At 66.5% G+C, this 13,115-nt stretch carries 12 protein-coding genes; 6 read left to right on the plus strand and 6 right to left on the minus strand.

Translation table 11 applies throughout. The features are described 5' to 3' along the window. Positions 1-50: 50 nt before the first annotated feature. From QH270_RS23655 to QH270_RS23670, 4 genes are read right to left on the minus strand one after another with little or no spacing between them, the layout of a single operon-like run. The gene (locus QH270_RS23655) at positions 51-1,568 is read right to left on the minus strand and encodes a flavin-containing monooxygenase (protein ID WP_280346269.1); all 1,518 of its coding nucleotides are present in this window, start codon (positions 1,566-1,568) and stop codon (positions 51-53) included. Next, positions 1,565-2,485, minus strand: a complete 921-nt coding sequence (locus QH270_RS23660; protein ID WP_280346270.1) for a ferritin-like domain-containing protein — start codon at positions 2,483-2,485, stop codon at positions 1,565-1,567. The genes QH270_RS23655 and QH270_RS23660 overlap by 4 nt, the downstream gene beginning before the upstream one ends. A gap of 1 nt (position 2,486) precedes the next feature. Then, on the minus strand, positions 2,487-3,386 hold the full coding sequence (locus tag QH270_RS23665) for an SDR family NAD(P)-dependent oxidoreductase (protein WP_280346273.1): 900 nt from the start codon (positions 3,384-3,386) through the stop codon (positions 2,487-2,489). Between the two features lie 2 nt (positions 3,387-3,388). After that, positions 3,389-4,408: an alpha/beta hydrolase gene (locus tag QH270_RS23670; protein WP_348537684.1), complete on the minus strand. Its 1,020-nt coding sequence runs from the start codon at positions 4,406-4,408 to the stop codon at positions 3,389-3,391. 95 nt (positions 4,409-4,503) lie between these two features. Here QH270_RS23670 and QH270_RS23675 point away from each other — a divergent pair, with 95 nt between their 5' ends. Both QH270_RS23675 and QH270_RS23680 read left to right on the plus strand, forming a co-directional pair. After that, a complete protein-coding gene (locus QH270_RS23675) occupies positions 4,504-5,547 on the plus strand; it encodes a ferredoxin--NADP reductase (protein ID WP_280346276.1) in 1,044 nt (347 codons plus the stop codon). Between the two features lie 182 nt (positions 5,548-5,729). Continuing rightward, positions 5,730-6,536 carry an LLM class flavin-dependent oxidoreductase gene (locus QH270_RS23680; RefSeq protein ID WP_280346277.1) on the plus strand — a complete coding sequence of 269 codons (807 nt, stop codon included), beginning with the start codon at positions 5,730-5,732 and terminating at the stop codon, positions 6,534-6,536. A 189-nt stretch (positions 6,537-6,725) separates the two neighbouring features. On the opposite strand, the gene QH270_RS23685 is transcribed toward QH270_RS23680, so the two are convergent. Then, the gene (locus QH270_RS23685) at positions 6,726-7,640 is read right to left on the minus strand and encodes an AraC family transcriptional regulator (protein ID WP_280346279.1); all 915 of its coding nucleotides are present in this window, start codon (positions 7,638-7,640) and stop codon (positions 6,726-6,728) included. A gap of 585 nt (positions 7,641-8,225) precedes the next feature. Further along, complete coding sequence (locus QH270_RS23690) at positions 8,226-9,638, minus strand: aldehyde dehydrogenase family protein (RefSeq protein ID WP_280346281.1); 1,413 nt, start codon at positions 9,636-9,638, stop codon at positions 8,226-8,228. A 57-nt stretch (positions 9,639-9,695) separates the two neighbouring features. Here QH270_RS23690 and QH270_RS23695 point away from each other — a divergent pair, with 57 nt between their 5' ends. From QH270_RS23695 to QH270_RS23705, 4 genes are all read left to right on the plus strand, one after another. Beyond that, positions 9,696-10,346 carry a TetR-like C-terminal domain-containing protein gene (locus QH270_RS23695; RefSeq protein WP_280346282.1) on the plus strand — a complete coding sequence of 217 codons (651 nt, stop codon included), beginning with the start codon at positions 9,696-9,698 and terminating at the stop codon, positions 10,344-10,346. 436 nt (positions 10,347-10,782) lie between these two features. Next, entirely contained in the window at positions 10,783-11,082 is a 300-nt protein-coding gene (locus tag QH270_RS23700; RefSeq protein WP_280346283.1) for a hypothetical protein, read from the plus strand. A gap of 423 nt (positions 11,083-11,505) precedes the next feature. Further along, positions 11,506-11,835: a helix-turn-helix domain-containing protein gene (locus tag QH270_RS34715; RefSeq protein ID WP_432420417.1), complete on the plus strand. Its 330-nt coding sequence runs from the start codon at positions 11,506-11,508 to the stop codon at positions 11,833-11,835. 281 nt (positions 11,836-12,116) lie between these two features. Beyond that, positions 12,117-12,776, plus strand: a complete 660-nt coding sequence (locus QH270_RS23705) for an integrase core domain-containing protein (RefSeq protein WP_280346284.1) — start codon at positions 12,117-12,119, stop codon at positions 12,774-12,776. The last annotated feature ends 339 nt before the right edge of the window (positions 12,777-13,115 follow it).

Genomic DNA, 13,115 nt, shown 5'->3' on the forward strand with positions numbered 1-13,115 from the left:
ACGAGGTCGTGTCGACTTCGTGGGCAAGGATCCGGCGGTCTGCGTCGAGACTAGCCGAGCGGGACCACGGCATGGTCGCCGGTACCGATCGCCGCTGTGGTGTCCGCCGGGGTGAGCAGGTAGTCGTCGGTCTCGACGGCGGCCAGCTGCCGAACGTACTGGGAACCGAACCCGGGGAACATCGTGGCGTTGAACCCGTCGTCGGTGAGATACCAGCTGCGGCAGCCCGAATTCCACGTCGTGGCGGCAAGCCGCCGCTGCAGTCTCTCGTTGTACCGGTCCTGCTTGTCGCGGCGCACCTCGAGGGTGCGCAGGTTCTGGTGCAGGATCATGCGGATGGCGTCGGTCAGGTAGTCGATCTGCGCTTCCATGTACACCAGCGCCGAGTTGTGGCCCGGCCCCGAATTGGGTCCGAATGTCAGGAACAGGTTGGGGTAGCCCGCCACCGCGACGCTCTTGTAGGCAAAGGCCCCCGCGCTCCATTCCTCGGCGAGCACCCTGCCGTCGCGGCCGATCACCGGGATGGGGCTGCCGGTCTTGGACACGTCGAACCCGGTGGCGAAGACGATGCAATCGAAGCGGTGCTCGATGCCCTCGGCGGTACGTATGCCCTGTTCGCTGAGGCGCGCGATCGGCCAGGTGACAAGGGTGCAGTTGTCACGCTGCAACGCCGGGTAGTAGTCGCTGGTCATCAGCAGGCGCTTGCAGCCCGCCCGGAACCCGGGTGTGAGCTGACGACGCAACCACGGGTCTTGCACCTGGTTGCGCAGGTGCAGCTTGGCCACCGATTCCACGACCCTGGTCAGCGGAGTGTTCCAGACAACGCCGAGCGCCACCGATTCGTGCCCCCAGAACCAGGCTCGCCGTGCGAGGGATTGGGTGGCGGGCAACTTTCGGTAGACCTGCTTGGCGAGCGGACTGGTGGGCCGGTTCAACCTCGGCAGCACCCACCCGGGTGTCCGCTGGAATACCTTGACCGCCTCGGCCCGCCGCACGAGCTCGGGCACGATCTGCACGGCGCTGGCCCCGGTGCCGACCACGGCGACCCGCTTGCCGGTGAAATCGTAGTCGTGGTCCCACCGCGCACTGTGGATCTTGTGGCCCTGATAGTCGTCGATCCCGGGAATCCTGGGGAAACTGGCATTGGCCAGCGGCCCGGAGGCGACGACGACGGCCCGCGCCCGCACCGGGTCGCGTCCGGTCACGGCGATGTCCCACACGCTGTTCGCCTCGTCGAACGTCACACCGGAGATGTTGTGCCCGAACCTGATCCGATCCCGCAGACCGAAATCGTCGACCATCGATTCGATGTAGTCCAGGATCTCCCGGCTTCCGGAGTAGGTGTGCGACCAGTCCGGGTTCGGCGCGAAACTGTAGGAGTACAACCGCGACGGGATGTCGCAAGCCGCGCCGGGATAGGTGTTGTCGCGCCAGGTACCGCCTACCCGGGTGCCACGTTCGAAGACCGCGAAATCTTCGATCCCCTTCTGCCGCAACCTGATCGCTGTTCCGATGCCCGCGAACCCCGCGCCGATGATCGCCACGTCCAGTGGCTCGGCGGCGCTCATGCGACCGGCTCGTAGGTGAGTTCTTCGGACCAGGTCGGCCGCGGTCCGAGGAAACGATCGGGAACACGTGCGGTGATCTTGACCAGGGCGTCGGCGAACAGGTGGTACGGGTGGTCACGGTTGATCACCCAGCCCGCGTGCATCTTGACGATCCGGTACATGGGAACGCGATTGGCGATCGGATTGCGCTCCCCCACCGCCTTGAACCGCCGCATGGCCGCGTACAGGCGCTCCTCGTCCACACCCATGTCGACGACGTTGTCCCGCATCTTGTTCAGCAACGGTACGTAGCTGAGGACGCCGATCAGCAGCGACGGCTTGATCCAGCCGCCGACCAGATCGATGAGGAGTTTGCGGGCGGTAGAGTGACCGAGCAGTTCCATCACCGCGTAGTCCGTGGCGAGGTGGCGCGATTCGTCGGCATTGATCTTCTTGAACGCCTCCTGCGCAACGGGGTCGGTGATCTCGTCGGTGATGAATTTGATCAGCGCGCCGTCCAGGGCAACCTCGAGCATCGGGATCACGGTGCCGAGGAAAGAAAGCGACATGCCGTCGGCGTACTTGTCCAGGAAGTCGATCACCAGTTTGACATTGATGTTGGGTTCCGGGATCTCGTCGCCGTCGAGCATGCCCCACCGGCGCATGAGCGCCAGTTCAGCATTGGCGTGGCGCTGTTCCTCGGCGTGGAAGTAGCGGTAGATCTCGCTCAGGGTCTCGGTGGGCGCCTTCTTCGCCATGGCGGCGAAGCCACGGGCGCCGACGTTCTCGATCCACATCAGATCGGCCATGAACGGCTTGAGCTTGGCGTGCAGGTCGGGATCGATGAGGTCGGCGCCCGGCGCGTCCCAGTCGATGTCGGCCAGCGCCCACTGGCGGGCCTTGATCTTGGCCAGCATGTCGTCGAAGTCGAAGGACATCTCAGACTCCTGTCTTCTCGGTGTCGGCGGTCACGGTGACGGGCGAGCTCGAATCGCTCTGTGGGAGCAGGCGGTTGAGGGCGCCCAGGCCGCGGGTGTAGAGGGTCGGGAACTGCCGCTTGAGCAGCCAGATCAGCTGCGCGTCGAGCTGGGGCAGCACGTAGAGTCGGTCTCGGTCGTTGGCATCGAGAGTCATTCGGACGACACGCTCGGGCGAATAGCCGGTCCAACGCATCAGGGTTTCGGCCAGGTTCATCGCGCCGGGTTCGATCCGGCCGTCGCGCGCGACATTGGTCTTGACGAAGGTCGGGCACAGCACGGTGACCGCGACGCCGCTGCCGGACAGCTCGGCGGCCATCGTTTCCGACAGCGACAAAACCGCCGCCTTGGAGACGTTGTAGGGGCCCATGGTCGGCGCGGCTGTGAAGGCCGCCGCCGAGGCGACATTGATGATGCCGCCGCGTCCCGCGGCGCGCAGTTGCGGGGTGAACAGTTCGCAGCCGTGGACGACACCCCACAGGTTGATACCCAGGGCCCACTTCCAGTCGTCGAGGCCGACGGCGCCCACGGAATGACCACCGATGCCCACGCCCGCGTTGTTGACGACCAGGGTGGGCGGGCCGCCGAGGAGAAGTTCGCTGTGCAATGCCAGGCTCTCCATGTCACTGCGGTCGGATACATCGCAGAACAGCGCGTGCGCGGTGGCGCCGTAGATGCGGGAGATCAGCCGCACCGTCTCGTCGGCGCGTTCCTTGTCCACGTCGGCGCACACGACTTGTCCGCCTCGGGCGGCCAGCTCGAGCGCGAAGGCCCGCCCGATACCGCTGCCGGCGCCCGTGACGACGGCCTTCGCGCCGTAGGACCGGCGTTGGTTGCCCAATAGATTGTCCAGAATTCCCATGGTCAGCTCACTCGCTCTCGGGTATCGGCGTCGGATGTCGCCAGTGCGTCGGCGATGAAGCGAGCCGCGCGGCGCAGCGCCGGCGCGGCTTCGGGCACCAGCACGGGCAGCGCTTGGAAGACGTGCACCTGGCCCGGCCACAGCTCGAGTTCGCAGGAACCGCCAGCGGCCACCACCATGTCGCGCAGGTGCAGTGCGTCGCCTACCAGCATCTCGGCGTCGCTGGCCTGGACGAACAGGGGCGGCAGTACCGTCCCCGGGGGCACGGTCAACTGCAGTCGCGGCGAGTCGGCCGGTGCCTGGTCGATGTAGAGCGCGGCCGCGCTGCGTCCGACGCGAGCCGAGGCCATCGCTTCGCGGCCGTCACGTTCGTGGTGCTCGGCCAAGGCGAACGATAGGTCGATGAGCGGCGAGAACAACACGACACCGGCGGGTTGCGCGGTCCCGGTCCTGGCGTTCTCCAGCAGGAGGTCCATGGCCAGATGACCACCGGCGGAGTCGCCCCCGATCACCACATCCTCGGCGCGGTATCCGTTACGGAGCAGCCATCGATAACCGGCCACGACATCGTCGGCCGCGGCAGGGAACAGGTGTTCGGGCGCGAGCCGGTAGTCGACGACGAACACGGGCAGACCCGTGTCGCGGGACAACCGAGCGGCAAGGCCGCGATGTGTGCGAGCGGAGCAGAGCACATAGCCACTCCCGTGAACGAAATACATTGCGCGGTCACCGAATTCGACACCATCGGCCCGAACCCACTCCCCACGCACCGCCCCGGAGTGCACCGGTGTCACCCGCGTCCCCGACGGGACGGGGCCACCGGCGGCCATGATCGCGGCGACCATCCCCCGCGCGGCCGCGATCCCGAGGCGATTGTGTGGCAGTGCGCAATTGATCGGACGGAGTACAGCACGACCCGCTGTCAGCGAGAGCCGTGATCGCCAAGCGGGTGCCATCGGCACCCTGTTCGCCAACCGTGAGGTCGCCGTTGACCTAGTTGTTGTCATAGCGCGAAGTGTCATCTATTTATGTGCCATTTGTCAATGGCACATTACTGGTCCACACTCTACGGAGAGAGGAGCGCCGCCGGGCGCCACCACGACGAGGGAGTTGCACGATGTCGACCACCGATCTCCACCGACGCGTCCACCAGGTGAAAGTCCGCGATGTCATGCGGGAGACGGCCGATGCGGTGTCGTTGACCCTGGACGCCGCGACCGGCCCGACGGCTTCACTCGACTATCGGCCTGGGCAATTTCTCACGCTGCGGGTGCCGTGCCAGGATGGGCCACTGGCCCGCTGCTACTCGTTGTCCAGCTCACCGCACTCGGATGCGCCACCGACCATCACGGTCAAACGCGTTCTCGGCGGACGCGCATCCAACTGGATCTGCGACCATGCCACTTCCGGAACAGTTTTCGACGTCCTGCCGCCCTCTGGCGGCTTCGTGCCGCGCGACTGGAGCGTGCCGTTCCTTCTGGTGGCTGGGGGCAGCGGAATCACCCCGATCATGTCCATTCTGCGGACAGCCCTGGCCATCCACGACAATCCGATCACCCTGGCCTACGCCAACCGCGACGCCGAGTCCGTCATTTTCGCCGGAGAACTCGAGGCATTGGCCCGGAGCCACCCCGATCGGCTGAACGTCACGCACTGGCTGGAGTCCGAATCCGGGCGCCCCACCGCGGCCGCCCTTCGATCCTGGCTCGCCGCCGCACCGCGCGCACACGCTTATCTTTGTGGACCGACGCCATTCATGGCGGCGGCCCGTACCGCCTTGGACGCCAACGGTCTCGACGCCGACCATATTCACACCGAGGCCTTCACCTCGCTGACCATCGACGCGTTCAGCGCCCCCGAAGCGGAGATCGCCATCAGCACCGCGACCACCACGGTGACAGTGGAACTCGACGACGAAACCCATTCCCTCGCCTGGCCGGACGGCTCCGTGCTCCTCGACGTCCTGCTCACCAACGGGTTGGACGCGCCCTACGTGTGTCGCGAAGGCACCTGCGGCGGATGTGCGTACACCCTGCGCCGAGGTGAAGTCCACATGCGCGCGAACCACACCCTCGATCACCACGATCTCGCCCGCGGTACCCGACTCGCCTGCCAATCCGAACCTCGCAGCGAGACCCTGGACATCGTCTTCGACCAGTAGTCGGCAGCCACCCGAGGCGCCGGGGCGATACTCGCCGACACGTAACGGAGTCAGATCTCCGCAGGGTGCCGTCACGTGCGCTTTTCAGGCATGGTGCTGAGTGAATCGCGCATTGGAACTCCTGCTCGAGCGCCTTAGTGTTGGTCGTGCATCAATCGCTAGTGGAATCGGAGGCAAGACCGGTGGCTGTTCAGATCGGCGTATTTCTTCCCACATCCCGACCCGACATCGCGACCTCCGGAGCCGGAGAGGTACGGGCGAGTGCGCGGGCGGCGGAGGCCGGCGGACTCGAATCCGTATGGGCGAACGACCATCTCGTTGCCGGTCAGCCCATGCTCGACAGCACGGTCGCGCTCACCACCGCCGCGGCGGTAACCGATCGCATACGGGTCGGATTCGGCGCCATGCTGCTGGCGCTGCGGCCGACCGCGTGGGCGGCCAAGGAGATCAGCACTCTGCAGCTCCTGTCGGACGGGCGGCTGCTACTGGGGGTCGGCACCGGAAACCCCGCACACGGTGAGATCGGCTGGCTCGCCGCGGGTATGCCGTTCGCGGAGCGCGGGGTGCGCACCGACCGCGCACTTGCCGTACTGCCGGAACTGGTCGCCGGTAAACCGGCGAGGCTGGCGGACGGTCTCGAGGTCACGCTGTCGCCGGGTGCGGCGGTTCCACCGGTCCTCATCGCGGGCAACGGCGCTCGGGCACGGCAGCGGGCCGCCGCACAGGGCGATGCCTGGATGCCGATCGACCCCGGACTCGACCGTCTGCCCGGCTTGTTGCGCGAGTTGGGCGAACTCGCGCAACGACATGAACGTCCGACGCCCGCGATCACTGTCGTCGCACCGACGCTGTCGGCGGAACCCCGCCGGGCAGCGGAGGAATTGGCTGCCTACGAGGCCGCCGGGGTCGAACGGGTGGTGTTGGCCCCGACCGGCCCGGATTGGCGGCGCGACTACGCGTTCGCCGCCGAGGTTCGCGCCGCTCAGTAATACCGGCGACGGGCTCGCCTCGCTCACGCACGCTCTGCCTTTCCCGCGTTCACCGACCCGCCCCGGCCCGCAACGCCTGACCGCGGCCTACTCCGGTAACCACGGCTGAGCACAGCGCCCCACCACAGATCTCACCGCTCGATCTCGGACCGCCCGGGTCCGGGAGTCATGCGGTGGGGTGCTGATGGTTCACACGGCGACGACGGCGAGGGCGTCATCGCCGCGCCGGTATTGCCCAGGCGCGAGCCCGTATTCGCGCTTGAAAGCCTTCGCGAAAGCGAATTCGCTCTGATAGCCGACCTTTCGTGCCACGCCCGCCAGCGGGGTGTCGGTGTCGCGGAGCAGCCGGGCCGCGGTGAGCATCCGCCAGCGGGTGAGATAGGACAGCGGTGGCTCACCGACCGTGGCGGCGAATCGCCGTGTCAGCGTTGCCCGGCTCACTCCGGCGACGGCGCTGAGGTCTTGCACCGTCCATGGTTGTTCGGGTGCATCGTGCATGGCGCGCAGCGCGGCCAGGACGCCGGGATCGGTGAAGGCTCCCGCCCAGCCGGTCGAGGTCGGGGCCTGGTTCTCGAACCAGGCGCGCAGCGCGAACAACAGCAGGCTCTCCAGCAGTGCCGGAACGGCGGCATCTCTTCCCGCGCGCGGCTCTGCCATTTCCCCGGCCAGTACTTGCACGATCGCGCGCAACGCCGCATTGCCGCCCGGACGCGCGGGGATGTGCACGAATTCGGGCAGCTCGTCGAGCAGTGGATGGCTGCGCTGCCGCCCCAATGCGTATGCGCCGCAGATCAACTCGCTGCGGGCGCCGGGTCCGGGGATTTCGCGGGGTTCGCCGATGTGAGCCTGCTCGGTCACGGCGCTGTCGAGGCTGTCCACGAGGACGTGGTCGGCCCCTCGTGGCATCAGGACCACATCCCCGGCGGCCAGTGCGATCGGCGTACCGGCGGGCGAAACGAGCCAGCACGAGCCGGCGAGCACCACGTGGAATCCGGTGCCAGGCACCACGGGATAGCCTCGCCCCCACGGGGCATGCCGGATGAACTTGCCGCAGGTCGGAGCACCGGTCCGGATGGCAGTAATCGTTTCACTGAGCACGTCCACGCCGCCAATCTACTGATCAATCGACCAGTGAGTCAGTCGGGCGTCCGGGTGAGCCGGTGAACCATTCGATCGCCGATCGAGCCCCCACCACTTCGTCGTCGACGCGGTGCTGGCCGGCGTCATCGTCGCAGCGACGCCGCTTGGCGAAAGGCCCGGCCAGGCAGCGCTGTGGGTGTGCGTCAGTATCGCGATCACGGCGATATTCCGTCGCTACGGACAGCACGTCTCCACCCACGGCGCCGATTCGGCGAGGCGGCATACGGCCACGGTAGACCCGCACCCCGGCTGTCAGACCAGCCGATCGGCGGGGCGGAAACCGGAACTTGCCGGATGTTCCGGCAACCCGGCGGCCGCGACATCGGTGGTATGACCTCGATACAGCACCCGGAGAAGACCTCGTCTCCGCCTGCCGGATCACCGGTCCGGATGCGGGAAGTCGCCGAGCCGGATAACTGCGATAGGCGTAGGTGACGAAGACCAGGCCGGGCCGCTAGCCCGCAATCCGTCCACTGTCACCGGCCGGGTCGTCAGTGATACGGCCTGGTCGGTGCGACCCGCCCCAGCCGGCCGGGACTTCGAGCATCGTCAGAGGAATCGGCGCAGGAGGCGAGACTTGCCGGTGGTGAAGGGTGGGTAGGCCAGGCGGAAGGAATCAGCGCGGAGGGGCTTGTCGAGGACTGCCTTGTTGTGACTGAAAGTGTCGATGGAGTGTTCGCCGTGGTAGCCGCCGATTCCGCTTTCGCCCACGCCACCGAAGGGCAGGCCGGGGACGGCGAGATGGGCGTTGGGGGCGCCGAAGGACAGGGCACCTGAGGAGGTTTCGGTGGTAAGGCGTCGCTTGGCGCGGGCGGTGGCGGTGAAGGCGTAGAGGGCCAGGGGCTTGTCGCGGGCGGTGATGAAGGCGATGGCTGCGTCGAGGTCGGGAACACCGACGATCGGCAGGACGGGCCCGAAGATCTCGGCTCTCATCACCGGGGCGTCCGGATCGACGTCGGCGAGGACGGTCGGAGCGAGATAGCGGGTGGGGCGGTCGTGGTCGCCGCCGATGACGATCCGTCCGTCGGCGAGGAGGCCGGTCAGACGATCGTGGTGGCGTTCGTTGACGATCCGGCCGTAGTCGGGGCTCTCAGCGGGGTCGGTGCCATACATCTCGCGGATCGCGGTGATCAAGTGCGATTCGATCTCGGTGGCGGTCTCGCCGATGGCCAGGACGTAGTCGGGGGCGACACAGGTCTGACCGGCGTTCATGAACTTGCCCCAGGCGATGCGGCGCGCGGCGCGCGCGAGGTCGGTGCCGGGCTCGACGACAGCTGGGCTCTTGCCGCCCAGTTCCAGGGCGACCGGGGTCAGGTGGCGGGCCGCGGCGGTCATCACGATGCGGCCGACCGTGCCGTTGCCGGTGTAAAAGATGTGGTCGAAGCGCTGTTCCAGCAGAGCGGTGGTCTCCGGGACGCCGCCCTCGACGACGGCCACGGCCTGCGGATCGAGCGTGCGAGGTAGCCAATAGGCGAGTGCGGCGGAGGTTGCGGGAGAGACCTCGCTGGGTTTGACGACCACGGTGTTGCCGGCGGCGATTGCGCCGATGAGCGGGGTGAGGGCCAGTTGTAGGGGATAGTTCCAGGGGGCGATGATCAGGACCGTGCCGAGGGGCTCGCGCACGGTGCGGGCCCGGGCCGGCTGCAGCGCCAGCGGCACCGGCACCCGCCGCGGGCGTAGCCAGCGTTCCAGGTGGCGCAGGGTGTGGTCGATCTCGTTGATGGTGAAGCCGATCTCGGTGGCGTAGGACTCGGTGGCGCTCTTGCCGAGGTCGGCGTGGAGTGCGGCAGCGAAGGTGTCCTCCTGCTCGACCAGCATGCGACGCAAGGCGCGCAGCTGGGCCTTGCGCCAGGTGACCGGCTTGGTATGGCCCGTAGTGAAGGTGGCGTTCAGGCGGGTGACGGTGGCCGATGCGTCGCCCGTCATGGAGGGCGCGGTCTGGAGGGTGGCGGAAGCGCTCATACGACCCAGTATAAACGAAACGAAATACTTTCGTTTTGTTAGTGGTATGGTGATCACGTGACGCGCACCACGCACCACACACCAGACCCCGGCGACACCCCGTCCACCTCCGGCCGGGGCCGTCCCCGGGATGCCGCACGGGACCGGGCGCTGCTCGATGCCACGTTGGCACTGCTGGTCGAGAACGGGTACGCCGCCTTGACCACCGCCGCCGTGGCCGCACGTGCAGGGGTTTCCACCGCGACTCTGTACCGCCGCTGGTCTTCCAAGGAAGACCTGGTGATCGCCGCCGCCGCCACATTCGCCGAGGCCTACGGGCCGCCTGCGACCGGCAGCCTCGAGGGCGACCTGCGTGTGGTGCTGCGGGACAAGGCCGCCGCCGTCACCGGCGAGGGCGGCCGGCTGATGCGGGCCCTGCTCGGCGAGGCCGCGCACAACCCCGCGCTCGCGCAGGCGCTCACGGTCGCCTTCCTGCAGCCGGTGTACCAGCGAGTGGCCGAGGTCGTGCGCAGCGCCGTCGAGCGAGGCGAGATCCCGCCGGTCGAGGACGCTGAGCTGCTCGGAGAAGTGGTCGTCGGCCCTGTGATGAGCAGGTTCTTCCTCACACCCCGGCTGCCGGAGCAAGTCGACGCGACAACCGCGCTGGAAATGGCAGACCGTTTCCTGCCATTTGCCCTGCGCGCTGTGGGCGGCACGCGGAACGCCTGAGGCTCGGTCGAAGGTGCCAGATCGACCGCGACGGCAGCTGCGGTGAGCACATCTTCCTTGCGTGGCCGGGCAACAAGTCCGACGCGACCCTGTCGCCCGCACGCCAGCGCCGGACCAGCGCTTACACCTGGCGATGAGTGACACAGAGCTCCTCGGCAGCCTGGTCGACAGCCGCGACGCTCACCCCGTCCGACTGCGCGAGCGGGCCGATGACCTTCGCGCGGGCCATCGCGACTGCGACCGCGCTTCGTCAGCGGTCAGAACCCCGCGCTCGGGGAAACCCCCTGTGCTCAAGACGAGTACGAGCTGAAGCACGGTACTGCCGACGAGTACGGGACACGTCGATGATCGCTAGTCCTCTTCAATCGCAACGGAATCCGCAGGTCAGCACTGAACAGGACTTCGACAATCGACAACTGCCCCGGCGCCGGAGTGGGTGTTCGGCAAACGAACCTTTCCGAACGGTGTTCAGAAAGCTCAGCCGACGTCGAGCACACCGACCGACCGCTCCATCAAGCGGCCCTCGGCCGGACTACGGCAAGATCGACGAGTAGAGAAAGCCTATGGTGCTGCACGCAGTTCGCCGGTGAAGGACCTGATCGACCAAACCGATCGTGAGTTCTTCGCGTCGTTCGCCTCGAGGCCAGGGATGTACACCGGCTTCACCGATCTGCGTGGAGTCGTCACATACATCGAGGGCTACGTGGTTCTGATCGCGAACCTCGAAGTCGCCTGATCGCGAATCTCGACACCACCACCCGAGGGCCAGGCGCTGGGGACTGCTGCACTAGGAGGTGACATCTGATCTGTGGTGTCGTGTGGCACTGCTGGAAGGATGGACACCGTGCCCAACTACCTGCTGCCTCCGACACCGAAACGGACCCTCAGCGCCGATGGAAAGTGACCACGCCCGCACAGAACCGGAATCTCGCACACGGGCAAATCAGCTTTCATAGCTGCTCAGCCTTCACATCTCCGGCCTTCTGCGTTCCCCGGAACTACGCACCAGCAGAACGGCATTGTCAGATCGAATACGAATCCGCGATGACCAGGCATTTTCCGGTTGCCCATGTTCTGCGTGTCCTGCCGAGTGTCCAATTTCAGGACATAGGAAACTCATGTCTCGGGTCATAGGAAACACCGGGCAAGGTCACCGACCATGTCGAAGGCCCGCCTGGTCATCATCGCCGTCGTCGTCGAAGGCCGCAGCCAAGCCGACATCGCCCGCGCCTACGGCGTCTCACCGAGCTGGGTCAGCAAACCGATCACCCGCTACCGAACCGAAGGCGACGCCGCCCTCGAGCCCCGCTCCAGACGCCCGCACACCAGCCCCCAACGCCACCCCACCACAGGTCGTGGACCTGATCGTGAGCCTGCGCCACGACCTGACCGGACAAGGCATGGACGCGGGCCCCCACACCATCGCCTGGCACCTACGCCACCACCACAACGTCACCGTGTTCCCCGGCTACGATCTCCCGCCACTTGACCCGCAACAGCCTGATACAACCCGAGCCGCGGAGAAGACCGCAAATCCTCCAACATCCGATTCCAGGCCGAGCTCCCCAACGAAACCTGGCAACCGGACTTCACCCTCTACCGGCTACCCGGCGGCCGCGACATCGAGATCATCACCTTCCTCGACGACCACTCCCGCTACGCCCTCTTCGTCACCGCCCACCCCGCATCACCGGCCTCGCCGTCGTCGAACAATTCGGTAAAACGACTGCCGCCCAAGGTGTTCCAGCATCAACGCTGACAGACAACGGTTTGGTCTACACCACCCGCTTCGTCGGCGGCGGCACCGGCGGCCGCAACGGCTTCGAAACCGAACTCACAGCCCTGGGCGTCACCCAGAAGAACTCCCGACCCAACCACCCCACCACCTGCGGCAAGGTCGAACGCTTCCAACAGACCATGCAACGATGGCTGAAATCCCAAACCCCGCAACCACGTTCAATTCCCGAACTACAGCAACTCCTCGAGGAGTTCACCGGCCACCACAACCACAACCGACCACATCGATCACTGCCACACCACGCCACCCCCGCCTACAACGCCCGCCCCAAAGCCGAGCCGAGCACCACCCACGGCACTGACGGCCATTACCGGGTCAGGCACGACACCGTCGACGCCGTCGACGCCGCCGGCGTCGTCACCCTCCGCCACAACGGCCGCCTACACCACATCGGTATCGGCCGAACCGACACCGGCACCCCGGTCCTGCTCCTCGTCCAGAACCTCGACATCCGCATCGCCCACGCCGCTACCGGCGAACTCCTGCGCGAACTCGTCCTCGACTCGGCCCACGACTACCAGACCACCGGCGCCCCGAAAGGCCCCGAAACGACAAACTCCCCGAACCTGAAAGTAGGTTCGGGGAGTTTCCGATGTCCTCAGACATCACACTGTCGGGCTGACAGGATTTGAACCTGCGACCACCTGGCGAGTGTTTTAGTTTTCTGAAGCATGTTCGACGTTGCCCAATACTACCCAGCATCAACATCTTTCGCGATGCCGTTGCGCTCGGCAGTTCTCGTGGATTCGCGTTGATTCCGGCAAAAAACTGTGGGGTTTCTGCGGGGCCCCGGAGCTCAGGCTTGTCGCCAACTTCGATGATGCATGCCAGTTCATGGCCCAGGTCTCAAACCACCGCAGGCCGACAGTGTCATCGGCGTGGCTTCAAGCTCATCCCTGCTCGCGCGGGGAGCACCAACCGCCGACCAGGCGGATACCCTCTGCGTAAGACATTTCAGTGACCAAAACCGG

It is taken from the genome of Nocardia neocaledoniensis (genome assembly GCF_029868625.1).
Taxonomy (GTDB): domain Bacteria; phylum Actinomycetota; class Actinomycetes; order Mycobacteriales; family Mycobacteriaceae; genus Nocardia; species Nocardia neocaledoniensis_A.